This is a genomic window from Streptomyces sp. PH10-H1 (genome assembly GCF_030063355.1).
Lineage (GTDB): Bacteria > Actinomycetota > Actinomycetes > Streptomycetales > Streptomycetaceae > Actinacidiphila.
The window spans coordinates 55,658-69,418 of sequence record NZ_JASISZ010000015.1 but is presented as its reverse complement, the minus strand read 5'-3'; the positions used below and the strand labels follow the sequence as shown (position 1 = coordinate 69,418).

At 69.9% G+C, this 13,761-nt stretch carries 15 protein-coding genes and 1 pseudogene; 9 read left to right on the top strand and 7 right to left on the bottom strand.

Features of this window, described 5'->3' with window-relative positions; genetic code table 11:
* Window positions 1-95 precede the first annotated feature (95 nt).
* The 6 genes from QMK24_RS12680 to mscL all read left to right on the top strand — a co-directional run bounded on the left by QMK24_RS12680 (window position 96) and on the right by mscL (window position 5,854).
* Window positions 96-1,583: a potassium/proton antiporter gene (locus QMK24_RS12680; RefSeq protein WP_283465765.1), complete on the top strand. Its 1,488-nt coding sequence runs from the start codon at window positions 96-98 to the stop codon at window positions 1,581-1,583.
* 263 nt (window positions 1,584-1,846) lie between these two features.
* Window positions 1,847-3,142: an MFS transporter gene (locus QMK24_RS12675; protein WP_283465726.1), complete on the top strand. Its 1,296-nt coding sequence runs from the start codon at window positions 1,847-1,849 to the stop codon at window positions 3,140-3,142.
* A gap of 66 nt (window positions 3,143-3,208) precedes the next feature.
* The gene (locus QMK24_RS12670) at window positions 3,209-3,538 is read left to right on the top strand and encodes an FmdB family zinc ribbon protein (RefSeq protein ID WP_283465725.1); all 330 of its coding nucleotides are present in this window, start codon (window positions 3,209-3,211) and stop codon (window positions 3,536-3,538) included.
* Window positions 3,539-3,685: 147 nt separating this feature from the next.
* Window positions 3,686-4,534, top strand: coding sequence for an S-methyl-5'-thioadenosine phosphorylase (locus QMK24_RS12665; RefSeq protein WP_283465724.1), 849 nt, complete (start codon window positions 3,686-3,688; stop codon window positions 4,532-4,534).
* 285 nt (window positions 4,535-4,819) lie between these two features.
* The gene (locus QMK24_RS12660; protein WP_283465722.1) at window positions 4,820-5,293 is read left to right on the top strand and encodes a hypothetical protein; all 474 of its coding nucleotides are present in this window, start codon (window positions 4,820-4,822) and stop codon (window positions 5,291-5,293) included.
* Window positions 5,294-5,395: 102 nt separating this feature from the next.
* Window positions 5,396-5,854: a large conductance mechanosensitive channel protein MscL gene (mscL, locus tag QMK24_RS12655; RefSeq protein WP_283465721.1), complete on the top strand. Its 459-nt coding sequence runs from the start codon at window positions 5,396-5,398 to the stop codon at window positions 5,852-5,854.
* Window positions 5,855-5,864: 10 nt separating this feature from the next.
* Here mscL and QMK24_RS12650 read toward each other — a convergent pair whose 3' ends face one another.
* The 6 genes and pseudogenes from QMK24_RS12650 to QMK24_RS12625 all read right to left on the bottom strand — a co-directional run bounded on the left by QMK24_RS12650 (window position 5,865) and on the right by QMK24_RS12625 (window position 9,855).
* Complete coding sequence (locus QMK24_RS12650; protein WP_283465720.1) at window positions 5,865-6,101, bottom strand: hypothetical protein; 237 nt, start codon at window positions 6,099-6,101, stop codon at window positions 5,865-5,867.
* 150 nt (window positions 6,102-6,251) lie between these two features.
* A complete protein-coding gene (locus QMK24_RS12645; RefSeq protein ID WP_283465719.1) occupies window positions 6,252-6,608 on the bottom strand; it encodes a hypothetical protein in 357 nt (118 codons plus the stop codon).
* Window positions 6,605-7,249: a Rieske (2Fe-2S) protein gene (locus QMK24_RS12640; RefSeq protein ID WP_283465718.1), complete on the bottom strand. Its 645-nt coding sequence runs from the start codon at window positions 7,247-7,249 to the stop codon at window positions 6,605-6,607. The genes QMK24_RS12645 and QMK24_RS12640 overlap by 4 nt, the downstream gene beginning before the upstream one ends.
* Window positions 7,246-7,806, bottom strand: coding sequence for a 4Fe-4S dicluster domain-containing protein (locus tag QMK24_RS12635; protein WP_283465764.1), 561 nt, complete (start codon window positions 7,804-7,806; stop codon window positions 7,246-7,248). The genes QMK24_RS12640 and QMK24_RS12635 overlap by 4 nt, the downstream gene beginning before the upstream one ends.
* Before the next feature lie 13 nt (window positions 7,807-7,819).
* A pseudogene (locus QMK24_RS12630) lies at window positions 7,820-8,938 on the bottom strand (molybdopterin oxidoreductase family protein); the annotation flags it as partial.
* Entirely contained in the window at window positions 8,935-9,855 is a 921-nt protein-coding gene (locus QMK24_RS12625; RefSeq protein WP_502962575.1) for an MFS transporter, read from the bottom strand. The gene QMK24_RS12625 and the pseudogene QMK24_RS12630, both read right to left, overlap by 4 nt.
* On the opposite strand from QMK24_RS12625, the gene QMK24_RS12620 reads away from it, so the two are divergent.
* Window positions 9,854-11,008, top strand: coding sequence for a PLP-dependent cysteine synthase family protein (locus tag QMK24_RS12620; RefSeq protein ID WP_283465716.1), 1,155 nt, complete (start codon window positions 9,854-9,856; stop codon window positions 11,006-11,008). The two genes, QMK24_RS12625 and QMK24_RS12620, sit on opposite strands and share 2 nt — an antisense overlap.
* Before the next feature lie 107 nt (window positions 11,009-11,115).
* Here the strand turns inward: QMK24_RS12620 and QMK24_RS12615 are convergent, their stop codons facing one another.
* On the bottom strand, window positions 11,116-11,580 hold the full coding sequence (locus QMK24_RS12615) for a group III truncated hemoglobin (protein WP_283465715.1): 465 nt from the start codon (window positions 11,578-11,580) through the stop codon (window positions 11,116-11,118).
* Between the two features lie 109 nt (window positions 11,581-11,689).
* Between QMK24_RS12615 and QMK24_RS12610 the strand changes: the two genes are divergently transcribed.
* Window positions 11,690-12,865: a low temperature requirement protein A gene (locus tag QMK24_RS12610; RefSeq protein ID WP_283465714.1), complete on the top strand. Its 1,176-nt coding sequence runs from the start codon at window positions 11,690-11,692 to the stop codon at window positions 12,863-12,865.
* A gap of 129 nt (window positions 12,866-12,994) precedes the next feature.
* Window positions 12,995-13,738 carry a VC0807 family protein gene (locus QMK24_RS12605; RefSeq protein WP_283465713.1) on the top strand — a complete coding sequence of 248 codons (744 nt, stop codon included), beginning with the start codon at window positions 12,995-12,997 and terminating at the stop codon, window positions 13,736-13,738.
* Window positions 13,739-13,761: the final 23 nt, after the last annotated feature.

The window sequence follows — 13,761 nt, the reverse complement described above, 5'->3', positions numbered from 1 at the left end:
ACGCGGAGTCATCGTTGACCGCGGAAGTTCAAGTACCGGTAAAATGTTAGGCAAGGCAATGAACTTCTCCCAGGCCCTCGAGGAAGGACCGCGCCCTGACTGTCCACCGTCTCAATGAACTCCTGTTGATCGGCGCCCTCGTACTCCTCATCGCGGTGGTCGCGGTGCGACTCGCGTCGCGCAGCGGGCTGCCGACGCTGCTCATCTATCTGGGCATCGGTGTCGCGATCGGCCAGGACGGCCCGTTCGGCTTCACCTTCGACGACGTCCAGCTGACCCAGGTGTTGGGATATGCCGCGCTTGTGGTGATCCTTGCCGAGGGCGGACTCGGCACGAAGTGGCGGGAGATCAAACCGGTGGTGCCCGCCGCCGCAGTGCTCTCGACGATCGGCCTCATGCTGAGCGTCGTCATCACGGCGGGTGCGGCCCACTACCTGGTGGGCCTGGACTGGCGGCAGGCGCTGATCATCGGGGCGGTGGTGTCGTCCACGGACGCGGCGGCGGTCTTCTCGGTGCTGCGGAACGTTCCACTGCCGAAACGAATCTCCGGAGTGCTCGAAGCCGAATCCGGCTTCAACGACGCACCGGTCGTCATCCTCGTCGTCGCCTTCTCCACGGCGGGACCCGTCGAGCACTGGTACCTGCTCGTCGCGAAGATCGTCATGGAGCTGGCGATCGGCGCTGCGATCGGCCTGGCGGTCGGCTGGCTCGGCGCCTACGCGCTGCGGCACATCGCCCTGCCCGCGTCCGGCCTCTACCCGATCGCGGTGATGGCCATCGCGGTCTTCGCCTACGCCGCCGGCGCGACGGCCCACGGCTCCGGCTTCCTCGCCGTCTACATCGCCTCCCTGATACTGGGGAACGCGAAACTGCCGCACCGGCCGGCCACCAGGGGCTTCGCCGAAGGGCTCGGCTGGATCGCGCAGATCGGCCTGTTCGTCCTGCTCGGCCTGCTCGTCACCCCGCACGATCTCGGCGGCGACATCGTGCCCGCGCTGATCATCGGCCTGATCCTGACCGCGGTGGCCCGGCCGCTGTCGGTCACCGCCAGCCTGGCGCCGTTCCATATCCCCTGGCGTGAGCAGGCGCTCATGTCCTGGGCCGGACTGCGCGGCGCCGTGCCCATCGTGCTGGCCACGATCCCGATGGTCGCGGGCGTGCCGGACAGCCGCCGGATTTTCAACATCGTCTTCGTCCTGGTGATCGTCTACACCCTGGTGCAGGGACCGACCCTGCCGTGGCTCGCCCGGCGGCTGCGGCTCGGCGACCAGCAGGGGGCGGCCGACCTGGGCATCGAGTCGGCGCCGCTGGAACGGCTGCGCGGCCATCTGCTCTCGGTGTCCATCCCGGCGGAGTCCCGTATGCACGGCGTGGAGGTCAACGAGCTGCGGCTGCCGGCCGGGGCGGCCGTCACCCTCGTCGTACGCGACGGGGCCAGCTTCGTACCGCTGCCGAACACGGTGCTGCGGCGCGGCGACGAGCTGCTGGTCGTCGCCACCGACCCGGTACGGGACGCCGCGGAGCGGCGGCTGCGCGCGGTCGGCAAGGGCGGCAAGCTCGCGAACTGGCTGGGGCACAACTGAGGCGGGGCCGTGCTGCGCGGGGCCGCACTGACCCGAGGCGGTACTGAGGCGGATGTCTCAGGGACGAGTGGCACTGAGTGCCGCTATCATGAGTCGGTACGTGTTGAGTACAGAGACTACAGAGACCTCTGTACATGGATCTCTGTCTGATGCAGAGCTGGCGCGACGGGCAGACCACAGTCGTCCCGTGTCTTGCGCGAGCGGACAGCTCTCGGCGCCATCCGTGACGGATGCCGCTACCAGACAGCACAAAGGACCAAGCCGTGGCATCCACGGTGAACCAGCCGGGCAGTCCCGCCACCAAGCGGCCCGGCTACGGACAACTTCTGCGCACACCCCGCGCATGGACGTTCCTGCTGCCCGGGTTCGCGGCCCGGCAGCCCTTCGCGATGCTCACCATCGGCATCGTGCTGCTCGTCGAGAACACCACCGGCTCGTACGGCACGGCCGGCGCCGTGGCCGCGGGGACCGGCGTCTCCATGGCGGTGTTCGCGCCGCAGAACGGCAAGCTCGCCGATCGTTTCGGGCAGAGCGCCGTCCTGCTGCCGGGTGTCCTCGTGCACACGGCCTCCGTCATCCTGCTGACCATGCTGGCGCTGTCGCACGCCCCGCTGTGGGCGCTCTTCGCGGCGGCCGTGCCGGCCGGCGCCTCGGTGCCGCAGATCGGGCCGATGGTGCGGGCCCGCTGGGCGGCCAAGCTGGACGGCTCGCCGCTGATGCCCACCGCGGCGGCCTTCGAGTCCGTGACGGACGAGTTCACCTTCGTCATCGGCCCGGTGCTGGCCACCGCGCTGTGCACCGGCGTGCACCCGGCGGCGGGCCTCATCGCCGAGGCTGCCCTCACCCTGGTCGGCGGCCTGTTCTTCGCCGCCCAGCGGAGCACGGCCCCGGCGCCCAACCCGACCGTCGACGGCGTCCGCGAGAAGCACACCTCGGCACTGTCCATTCCGGGCGTACGGGCGCTGGCCGTGGCGTTCCTCGGCATCGGCGCGGTGTTCGGCGGCATGCAGGTCGGGCTGACGTCCTTCACCCAGGAGATCGGGCAGCAGGGCATCGCCGGGCTGCTCTACGGGACCTTCGCGGCCGGCAACATGCTGGCCGGTGTGGTCTGCGGTGCCATTGCCTGGCGCCGCAGCCCGCAGCGCCGGCTGCTGATCTCCTACACGGCGCTGGCACTGGCCTGCTCGGCGCTGTGGGCGGTGCACTCTGTGCCGCTGCTCGGCGCGCTCGGCCTGCTCATCGGGCTGTGCATCGCCCCCGCGCTGATCACCGGCTACACCCTCGTCGAATCCCTGGTGCCCGCCACCGCCCGCACCGAGGCCTTCACCTGGCTGACCGGTTCGGTCGCGCTGGGGCAGGCCATCGCGGTGACGGCGGCCGGACAGCTGGCGGACCAGGTCAACGCGAGCGCCGCCTTCGTGGTGCCGCTGGCCGGCACGGGACTGGCGCTCGCCACCCTCGTGGCGCTGCGCAAGCGGCTCAAACCGCGCTCCGAGCGACGGATCGTCCAGGGGTCGGCACGTGGGATGAGTCACCGCGTGCCGGTCACGGTGGACTGACGCGGCGGAATACGTCACTATTGAACGTCGTTAGCACTCATCGAGTGAGAGTGCCAGGAGGATCAAGTGCCGACGTACCAATATCAGTGCACCGAGTGCGGCGAGAGCCTCGAGGCGGTGCAGAAGTTCAGCGATGACGCTCTGACCGTTTGCCCGAGCTGCAGCGGACGCCTGCGCAAGATCTTCTCGGCGGTCGGGGTCGTGTTCAAGGGCTCCGGCTTCTACCGGACGGACAGCCGCGGCTCGTCCTCGGCCACCACGCCCGCGGCCAAGAGCGGCACGGACGCCAAGCCTGCGACGACGTCCGCGTCGTCCTCGTCCGGCAGTTCCTCATCCGGTTCGAGCAGCTCCTCATCCGGTTCGAGCAGCTCCTCCAGCGGGTCTTCCGCAGCCTGACGCCCTACACGCGGCGCACGCGTTACATGCTTTTCGCGCTTGAGCCTCACCGCCCCTGGGCGAGTGAGGCTTACGCGTTGATGACGGACCCCGCCGATCCACCCGGCGGGGTCCTCGTCGTTTCCGGGCGCGGTTAGGGTGATCCGCATGGTGGAGAGCAGCGGTGCGCGGGCCGATATCGGCGTCATTGGCGGGTCCGGTTTCTACTCGTTCCTGGAGGACGTGACCGAAATCACGGTCGAAACTCCCTACGGCCCGCCGAGCGACTCGCTCTTCCTCGGCGAGGTGGCCGGGCGGCGGGTGGCGTTCCTGCCGCGGCACGGACGTAAGCACCACTTGCCGCCGCACCGGATCAACTACCGGGCGAACCTGTGGGCGCTGCGCTCGGTGGGCGCGCGCCAGGTGCTCGGTCCGTGCGCGGTGGGCGGCCTGCGCACCGAGTTCGGTCCTGGCACCCTGCTGGTGCCCGACCAGCTCGTGGACCGCACGAAGTCGCGGACGCAGACCTACTTCGACGGTGAGGCGCGGGCGGACGGCCAGCAGCCGAACGTCGTGCATGTGTCGCTGGCCGACCCGTACTGCCCGGTGGGACGGCGGGTCGCGGTGGACACCGCGCGGGCGGGCGGCTGGGAGGCGGTCGACGGCGGGACGCTCGTCGTCGTCGAGGGACCCCGGTTCTCCACCCGGGCCGAGTCCCGGTGGCATGCGGCGCAGGGCTGGGCAGTGGTCGGTATGACCGGGCACCCGGAGGCGATTCTCGCGCGTGAACTGGGGCTCTGCTACACGTCATTGACGCTGGTGACGGACCTGGACGCGGGCGCCGAGACGGGCGAGGGCGTCTCCCACGAGGAGGTGCTCGAAGTCTTCGCCGCGAACGTCGACCGCATGCGGACGGTGCTGTTCGACGTGGTCGGCGGCCTGCCGTCGGGGGCGGACCGCTCCTGCCTGTGCGTGGACCCGTGGGGCGGCCAGGACCCGGGGATCACGCTGCCGTAGGTGTGGCCCGAGTAGGCCGGCGATGCGCGTGGGTAGTGGTTCTGTCACCTTCGCGGGTGGGGAGATTTTCCACAACTGGCGAGTTATCCACAGGGCCGCGAGGGCCGTCGGCGGGATGCGGGATCGTAGAGATCTCAGTCGCGGAGATCCACTCGGATCCCCGCAGAGCTTCCCGAGGCGGTGGTCGCCGTGCCCGTTTCTCCCTATCCCTCTTCTTCATCAGTTTCTCCCTCTTCCCCTCCTGCTCCCGAGTCCCCTCAGTCCTATACGCTCCCGCGCTGCGCGGTGCCGTCGTTCCCGGCGATCCGCGCCGGAGGCGGGCGGCATCGGCTGCGTACGGCGGTGCGGCGCAGGCGGCGGACCGTGGCCGCGGGGCTGGCGATGGCCGCCGCGGCGCTGGCGGCGTCCGCACCGCGCGCGGACACCGGGCCGGCGCACGGCGAACCGCGGGCACCCGCGGCGGCCGCACAGGATGTTCGGGGCGCCCGGACCGCCCGCGATGCCCGGGACGTGGTGCGGGCGCCGGTGCGGATCGCGGACGCGGCGGCGGTGCGGCTGCTGCGGCCCGGCGACCGGGTGGATGTGCTGGCCGCCGCCCGCGTGGTGGCCATGGCGGCGCCGGTGGTGTCCGTGCCATCGGCCGGCGGAGGTCCTGGCGAGCGCGAGGGCGCGCTGATCGTGCTGGCGGTGCCGCGCAGGACGGCGGCCGAGATCACCGGGGCCGCGGCGTCGACTCCCCTGGCGGTGACGCTGTGCTGACTCACTCTTTCGTGGGTACGAATTGGACATCCCACTCCCGGAATGCCGTAAATTGCGGGCCCTGCTGTGCCCTCAACTGTGCGCGGGGAAAGAGAGATTTCTGTGAGCGACGTGAAGCAGGCCGGAGTCCTGCACGGCTTCAAGCAATTCCTGATGCGCGGGAATGTGATCGACCTCGCCGTCGCCGTCGTCATCGGTGCCGCGTTCACCAACGTGGTGAGCTCCGTGGTCAAGGGCGTCATCAATCCCCTGGTCGGCGCGTTCGGCACCAAGGATCTGGATCACTACCGGTCGTGCCTCAAAGGCCCCTGCTCGGTGAATGCCGCGGGCGAGGCGGTGAGCGGCATCCCGTTCATGTGGGGCTCGGTGCTCAGCGCGGTCCTCACGTTCGTGATCACCGCCGCGGTGGTCTATTTCCTGATGGTGCTGCCCATGACCCGCTACCTGGCGAAGAGGGCGGCGAAGGAGCAGAGGGAGGCCGTGGAGCACGCGGAGGCGGAGGCCGCAGAGGTCGCGCTGCTGCGCGAGATCCGCGACGTGATGGTGTCTCAGCGCCGCTGAGCCGGCCGCCTCAGATGTGGTGCGGGGGCTTCTCGTCGAGGAATCGGGCGAGGTCGTCGCTCCCGCCACCGGACGGCCGCTCTCCCCAGCCCCGGTCCGTATCGTCGGACGACTGCTGGGCGAGCGGGTCGTCGAAGACCAGCGCGGCGGCAGGGTCACGCCGGGGCTTTCCTGACCGTGGTCCGGACTGGGCGTCGGGCTGGGCGTCGGTCCGGGGGTCGGGCTGGTGCTCGGGAGCGGTGCTCATGCCTCCAGGGTACGGCCGGAGATCAGCGGGGCGGTTCCGCGCCCTCGCGGGCCCGGCCTCACCCCGCGGTGGTCGCCCATCCCGCGGTCATCGTTCACCCCGCGGTGATCGTCCGCTCCGCGGTGGTCGTCCATTCCTCGGTGGCCGTCGTCATCGGTCCTTCGGGTCGAGTGCCCAGAGACCGAGTACCACCAGGAAGGACGCGCCGAGGAATCCCGCGCACCACCAGGCGGTGCCCGTGCTGCCCTGCATCCATTCGTTGACGGCGATGGACAGGGCCCACAGCTGGCCGATGACGACAGTGATCGCCAAAGCCAGCCGGGCGGAGAGTTTGGCGGAGCGTTCGGGTTCCTGCTCGCTGCCGGCACCGGGGCCGGGGCCGGTGTGGCGCACCCGGGGGTCGCCGTAACCGCTGGTCGGGCGGATCTGCGGGTAGCGCTCGCGCACCGGGCGGTTGAGCCTGGGCTCGTCGCTGCCCGGGTGGTAGGACAGCGGGTTGTCCGTCATGTGCGTTGGCCTCCCTCGGTGGTGCTGCCCTGGGCCTTGGCTCCGGGGCAGCCGAGCTGACCGGCCACCTCGGGACGGGAGTCGAGGAGCTGACGGCACAGCCCTTCCTCCGCGCTCTCCCCGGAGCGCGCGGTGCCGACCGCCCATACGCTGCCGTCCGTCCGCTCGACGAGCACCACCTTGGGCAGTCCGCGCGGCGGCGGGCCGGCGGAGACGTCGCCGGTGCGGGCGTCGAAGACTCCCTCGTGGCACGGGCAGTACAACTCGCCCTCGCTGCCCCGCTCCGCCCGCCACAGCACCGCGCAGGCCAGATGGGTGCAGATCGCGGAGTAGCCGACGAGGGTGCCGTCGGTCGTCCGCACCGCGACCGCCCGGTCGTCCTCGCCGGGGTAGCGGAAGGAAAGGGACTGGCCGCGCCCGATGCGGTCGGCGATCTTCTTCGGCTCGGCCGTGCCGTCACCGTGCCGGTGCAGCACTCCCCCGGCGACGGCCGCACCGCCGACTGCTAGGCCGCCGGAGACGGTGGCCACAATCCGCAGATAGTCGCGGCGGGTGGTGAGTGAGTCGGCGCTGATCCGATCGTGCAGGGCCTCCTGGTCCGGATCGGGATGCGTGTCCGGCTGCCCGGTGGTGGTTGTCATCGGACATCGACCCCGTTCACCTCGATGACCGGCAGCCCGCCGGGCACCGGCCACTGGACCTTGTCGGCCGGGACGACCATCGCCACTCCGGTCTTGACCATCACGTCGCCGAACACGAAGGAGTCGGCGACCTCGACACCGGGCCGCTCGGCCTGCAGTTCCTCGAGCGTTCCGTAGAACAGGGCGCCGGTCGGGCAGACGGTGGCGCACATGGGGGCGAGGCCGTACGCGCTGCGGTCATAGCAGAGGTTGCACTTCATCTGGAGCTTCGCCTGCAGGTCGGTCTTCGGGATGCCGAAGGGGCAGGCGTTGACGCAGTTGGCGCAGCCGATGCAGCGGGTCATGTCCGCTTCCTGCACCACGCCGTCCGGGGTGATGAGGATCGCGTCGGCCGGGCAGACCTCGGCGCAGGGCGCGACCGGGTCCTCGCAGTGCATGCACACGCTCGGCAGCGAGGCGACGCTACTGCCCTCGTCGTGGTAGTCGAGATGGATCATCGACTTGCCGCGGTGCGAATCGCATTCGCGGCAGGCGGAGACGCAGGCCTGGCAGCCGATGCAGCGGCCCGGGGGGGCGGATCGACGCGACGACCAGGGCCGGGTACACGGTGCTGCCGCGCCGGGTGACCACCCGTACCGGGTCGCCGTTGCGGAAGCCGTGCGAGGGGTGCACCTCGACCCAGGGGCGCGGGGTCTGCTCAACGAGCGCGCCCAGTCGCCGGGTCTGGTTGCCGGACAGGAAGTGCGCCACGGTGCGGCCGGTGGTGAGCGACAGCGGGAACTCGTCGCTGTAGGGGTCCATCGGCGGGTGCCACTCCACCGTCTGCAGATGGATCCTGCCGTCCGGGTGGTAGGTCTGTCCGTCTTCGAACAGCCGCGGCGTGCCCGGGTGGTCGGTGGAGGGACACGGCCAGGCGATTCCGCCGGTCTCCTCCAGCCGCTCGTAGGTGATGCCGGAGTAGTCGATGACCGTGCCGGCCGAAGCCACCCGCAGCTCGTCGGCGCCCCGGTCCCGCGCGCCCCAGATGTACTGGGTGTGGACGGGGAAGCACTCGCCGACATTCGAGCCGGCAATGAGCAGGCAGTCGCTCAGCAGGATGTCGGAGAACGGGTTCCCTACCCGGTCGATGCCGAAAGCCAGCTTGTTGGCTCCGGCGGCGCTCACCATGCAGAGCCGGCCGTTGTAGTCGACGTGCTTGGTCTTCAGCGCGACCCGGGCGAACTTGCCGACCAGGTACGTCTTCTCGGAGAACAGGCTCGCGCCGCCGAGCATCCCGAACGAGTCGTTGCCGGTCGCCTGCTGGATCCGGCGGATCTCGGAGACGGTGAAGTCCAGCGCCTCCTGCCAGCTCGCCTCCCGGAACGGCTCGTCGCGTGAGCGCCGCATCAGCGGCGCCGTGAGCCGGTCCGGGTGGTTGACCTGCTGGTAGGCGTCGATGCCCTTGGGGCACAGCCGCATCCGGTTGATGTCGTGGTTGCGCGGCTCGACGCCGAAGACCTTGCCGTGCTTGTCCACCCGCAGATACATCCCGCACTGCACTCCGCAGAAGCAGCAGTGGGTGGGCACGAGGGTCTCGCCGTTCTGGTCGGCGCGCCACTTGTCGGCCGGGATGCCGCCCGCGTCCCGGAAATTGCGCGTGCCGGGCGGCGCGATGGCCGGGTCGATCGACAGGGCCTGCTTGTCCGTCACTTGAAGCCCCGCTTCACCTGGGAGAGATAGGCGCTGCCCCGCAGCGCCCGTTTGCAGCGCGGGCAGTACTCGGCCCACTCGTCGACGCCGAGGTTGAGATCGCGCATCGTGCCGCGCAGGTTCTCCACGTACGGCGCGGTGTCGATCGGCTCCTGGCAGCGGCGGCAGTGGAAGATCTTCTCGTCCTGCCGGGCGGTGTACTTGAACAGCTGCATACCGACCGCGGCGGGGCGCTGCACGATGTGGAAGAACTTCCCGAACGGGATGTAGATGAGGGTGAAGACCACCGACACCATGTGCAGCAGGGCCAGGAACTCGTAGCCGCCGCCGTGCAGCAGCACGCTCGAGAAGGTCAGCAGCAGTCCGGTGACGGAGATCGTCATGAGCGCGATGAGCGGGATGAAGTCGTACGCGAAGCGCTGCCCGGTGATCGCGCCCCGGTCCTTCATCCGGCGCCACAGGAAGTAGCCGGCGCCCGGGATGACCAGGACCGCGGCGAGGTCGAGGCCGTGGAACATCGCCCAGCCGAAGAACGACGAGGAGTCGTAGCCGAGGACCTTGATGCCCCAGATCCGCATCTCGTAGCCGGGTCCTGAACCGCTGCCCGAGGTGAAGGTGAACCAGCCCCAGGTGAGCGGGAAGGTGATCATGGCGGCGAAGATGCAGCCCCAGAACATCAGCTGGTGAGCGAGCCAGCGGCCGTGCGAGCGGGCGCCCAGGAACTTCTGGAAGCCGAGGTAGATCACGATCATCTTCGGCAGCGCGGTCGGCGCCTTGCGGAAGTTCGCGACGGAGAAGAAGCTGCGCCAGCCCTGCCTGAACAGCCGCCGGGAGGCCGGCAACGGGCTCCCAAGCGCCCGCGGGGAGAAACCCCAAGTACCGGTTTGAGATACCCCTGCCGCTATACCTGGGGCCATGGAACTCGACATCGACCGGCATGACCCGGCGTACCGGAACTGGCTCAAGGACGCCGTCGGCAAGGTGCAGGCCGACGCCAACCGGTCCGCCGACACCCACCTGCTGTCGGTGCCGCTGCCCGCCGAGTGGGGCATCGACCTGTATCTGAAGGACGAGTCGACGCACCCGACGGGCTCGCTCAAGCACCGCCTGGCCCGGTCGCTGTTCCTGTACGGCCTGTGCAACGGCTGGATCCGGCCGGGAAAGCCGGTGATCGAGGCGTCCAGCGGCTCGACGGCGGTCTCCGAGGCCTACTTCGCGAAGCTGATCGGGGTGCCGTTCATCGCCGTCATGGCGAAGAGCACCGTCCGCTCCAAGATCGACCTGATCGAGTTCCACGGCGGCCGATGTCATCTCGTCGACGACCCCTGTGAGGTCTACGAGGTCGCGGCCCGGCTCGCGGCGGAGTCCGGCGGGCACTACATGGACCAGTTCACCTACGCCGAGCGCGCCACCGACTGGCGTGGCAACAACAACATCGCCGAGTCGATGTTCCGGCAGATGGAGGCGGAGCGGCACCCCGTCCCGTCCTGGATCGTCGCCACCGCCGGCACCGGCGGCACCTCGGCCACCATCGCCCGCTACGTCCACTACACCCAGCGGGACACCGGGGTCTGCGTCGCCGACCCCGAGAACTCCGCCTTCTTCGTCAGCTGGCAGTCCGGCGACCCGCACGCCGTCACCGACCGCGGCTCGCGTATCGAGGGCATCGGCCGGCAGCGCGTCGAGCCGAGCTTCGTCCCCGGCGCGATCGACCGCATGATGCGGGTGCCGGACGCGGCTTCCGTCGCCTGCGTACGGGTCCTGGAACGGCTGCTCGGCCGCAAGGCCGGTGCCTCCACCGGCACCGGACTGTGGGCCGCCTTCCGGATCATCTCCGACATGCGGGCGGCCGGTGAACAGGGCAGCGTGGTGGGCCTGTTGTGCGATCCGGGCGAGCGCTACCTGGAGAAGTACTACTCCGACGACTGGCTGGCCGCACAGGGCATCGACATCACCCCGTACACCGAACGCCTCGAGCACTTCCTGGCCACCGGCGTCCTGACCACCGTGCCACGGGTCTCCCCCGAGCCCGGCCCCGGCGCCCATGAGCCGGCACCGCAACCCGCCTGAGCACCTGAGCACCTGAGCGCCCGACCGTCAGACCGCCTCAGCGCTCGACCGTCAGACCGGTAGACCGCCTGACCGCCCGGTCGGCTGACCGGCTGGCCGCCCGGCCGTCAGACCGCCGCGCGGAGTTCCACGGCGGCGAGCGGTACGAAGCCGAGCCCTGAGGATCCGCCGGTGGAGGCGTCGGGCCCCGAGAGCCGGTGCAGCATCGACAGCGCTATGCGTTCGCCCTGGGCTTTGGCGCGATCCGCGTTGGGGCCCAGATACAGGCCGTCGACGGAGGCGCGCCACAGCTGGACCCAGCGGCCGAAGTGCTCGGCGGTCATCGGCTGGGTGACGTGCAGCGCGGCGTGCGGCGCGAAGGCGTCGCCGCCGTACTCAGCCGTACGGAGCAGGGCGCGTTCCCAGAAATCGGTGATCCGGGGCAGATGAGCCTCAAGATCGAGGGCCGCGATCTCGGTGAAGTACGGGCCGATCAGCCGGTCGCTGAGCGCGGCGCCGTAGAAGCGGCGCAGCAGCGTCGCGAGGTCGGCCCGGTCGGTGATATCGGGGATGTCGCGGTTGGCGTTGATCATGATCCTTCCAGGGTCCGTGTGGGGCGGACCGGCCGCCAGGGCCGAAAGACCCGGAAGCGGCAGCGTGCCATGGTGTTCCCCGCCGGGGTTCTGACGCAAGGTGGCCTCCATGAGCAACCCCTCCGGCGCGGTGTTCCGCCGTATGACCGCCCGCGGCCGCGACGAGGTGCACCGCGCCTCGACACCGCTCGAGCTCTTCTTCGACCTGTGCTTCGTGGTCGCGGTCGCCCAGGCGGGCGCCCGGCTGGTGCACGCGCTGGCCTCGGGACACCCCGGCTCGGGGATCGTCGGCTATCTGCTGGTGTTCTTCGGCATCTGGTGGGCCTGGATGAACTTCTCCTGGTTCGCCTCCGCGTACGACACGGACGATGTGCTGTACCGGGTGACCACGCTGGTGCAGATCACCGGCGTCCTGATCTTCGCCGCCGGCGTGCCGCGCGCCTTCGACACCCACGACTGGACGATCTCGGTCGTCGGCTATTCGGTGATGCGGCTGGCCCTGGCCACGCAGTGGCTGCGTGCCGCACAGGGCGAGACCGGCGACGCGCGCGGCACCGCGCTCGGCTACGCGCTGGGCGTCTCGGTGTGCCAGGTCGGCTGGATCGGGCTGCTCTTCCTCCCCGATGGGGCGAAGGTGTGGTTCTTTCTCTGCATGATCGTCCTCGAGATGTCCGTGCCGGTGCTCGCCGAGCGCCGGCACCAGACGGCCTGGCATCCGCATCACATCGCCGAGCGCTACGGCCTGTTCACCATCATCGTGCTGGGCGAGTCGATCGCGGCGGCGACCGTCGCTGTGCAGTCCGCGCTCGACGAGCACAAGGCGGTCGCCGCCCTGCTGCCCATCGCGGGCGGCGGGCTGCTGATCGTCTTCGCGGCCTGGTGGATCTACTTCGCCGTACCCATCCAGGAGCATCTGGCCTCCAATCGCGAGGCGATTCCCTGGGGTTACGGGCACTACGTCGTCTTCCTCTCCGCCGCCGCGATCGGCGCCGGCCTCGAAGTCGCCGTGGAGCAGAGCGTCGGGAAGGCGGAGATCTCGGTACGGGCCGCCTCCGCCGCCGTCACCGTGCCGACCGCCGTCTTCCTCGTCACGGTCTGGTTGCTGCATTCGCGGCACTACAAGAGCGGGACCGCACAGCAACTCGTGCTGCCCGTTTCCGCGTTGCTGGTCCTGTCCTGCACGTTTGCCGGGGATTCCGCGGTGCTGCTGGCCGGTGTGACGACGGCGCTGGCGGTCGCGGTCGGCGTGACGCTGGTGCACCGTCAGGCCCGAACATTAGTTTGATCAAGGGTACGCAAAGCCCTTCCCACCGAGCCCCCTCGACCGTACGATCTGGCCCGACGACCGGCCGGACCAGCCACACGGCGTCATGACGCCGGCTGTCCCGGCGTCATGGGCAAGGGGGATCCCACCATGATCAATACACAGTCGGCGGGCGGGCCGAGCCGCGGCGGAGCGATGCTGATGAGCTGGGGACCGACGGTCCTGTTCAGCATCGTCCTGCCGTGGGTCACGTACGGAATGCTGACCGACCATGGTGTCGGGCAGGTGCCCGCACTGCTGATCATCTCCGGCTGGCCGGTGGTGGAGATGGTGCTGTACTTCGCGATCCACCGCCGCCTGGACGAGTTCAGCATCATGATCCTCGGCACGCTGCTGCTGAGTGCGGTCAGCGCGCTGGCGTACAACAGCACCAAGATGGTGTTCATCAAGGACTCGGCACTGACCGGCCTGCTGGGGCTGGCCTTCCTGGTGAGCCTGTTCGCGAAGCGGCCGCTGAACTTCTACTTCGGCCGCAAGTTCGCGACCGACGGCACCGCCGAGTCCGTCGCCACCTGGAACGGCCTGTGGGACAAGTACGCGGGCTTCCGCAGCACCCAGCGGATGCTGACCGTGGTGTGGGGCGTCACCTTCCTCGTGGAGTCCGGCATCCGCATCGCTCTCACGTATGTGCTGTCCACCGACACGATGGTGGGCGTCTCCAGCGTGATGCCGTTCGTCTTCACCGCCGGGCTGGTCTTCTACACGATCCGCACCGGCAGGAAGGGCGAGGCCCGCAGGGGGACGGCCGAAGCGGCTGAGGCCGCGGGGGCCGCAGAGGCGGAGTCGGCTCCTCCGGCGGCTCCGGTGGCGCCGGTGGCGCCCGCTGAGGCCTGAGCACCCATCGCATGCCGCGTGGC

Excerpts from the sequence above, each read along its gene's own strand:
- QMK24_RS12665 (WP_283465724.1), top strand. The coding sequence starts at position 3,686 with ATGGTGGAGAGCAGCGGTGCGCGGGCCGATATCGGCGTCATTGGCGGG.
- QMK24_RS12650 (WP_283465720.1), bottom strand. The coding sequence starts at position 6,101 with ATGAGCACCGCTCCCGAGCACCAGCCCGACCCCCGGACCGACGCCCAG.
- QMK24_RS12645 (WP_283465719.1), bottom strand. The coding sequence starts at position 6,608 with ATGACGGACAACCCGCTGTCCTACCACCCGGGCAGCGACGAGCCCAGG.
- QMK24_RS12640 (WP_283465718.1), bottom strand. The coding sequence starts at position 7,249 with ATGACAACCACCACCGGGCAGCCGGACACGCATCCCGATCCGGACCAG.
- QMK24_RS12620 (WP_283465716.1), top strand. The coding sequence starts at position 9,854 with ATGGAACTCGACATCGACCGGCATGACCCGGCGTACCGGAACTGGCTC.
- QMK24_RS12625 (WP_502962575.1), bottom strand. The coding sequence starts at position 9,855 with ATGGCCCCAGGTATAGCGGCAGGGGTATCTCAAACCGGTACTTGGGGT.
- QMK24_RS12615 (WP_283465715.1), bottom strand. The coding sequence starts at position 11,580 with ATGATCAACGCCAACCGCGACATCCCCGATATCACCGACCGGGCCGAC.
- QMK24_RS12610 (WP_283465714.1), top strand. The coding sequence starts at position 11,690 with ATGAGCAACCCCTCCGGCGCGGTGTTCCGCCGTATGACCGCCCGCGGC.
- QMK24_RS12605 (WP_283465713.1), top strand. The coding sequence starts at position 12,995 with ATGATCAATACACAGTCGGCGGGCGGGCCGAGCCGCGGCGGAGCGATG.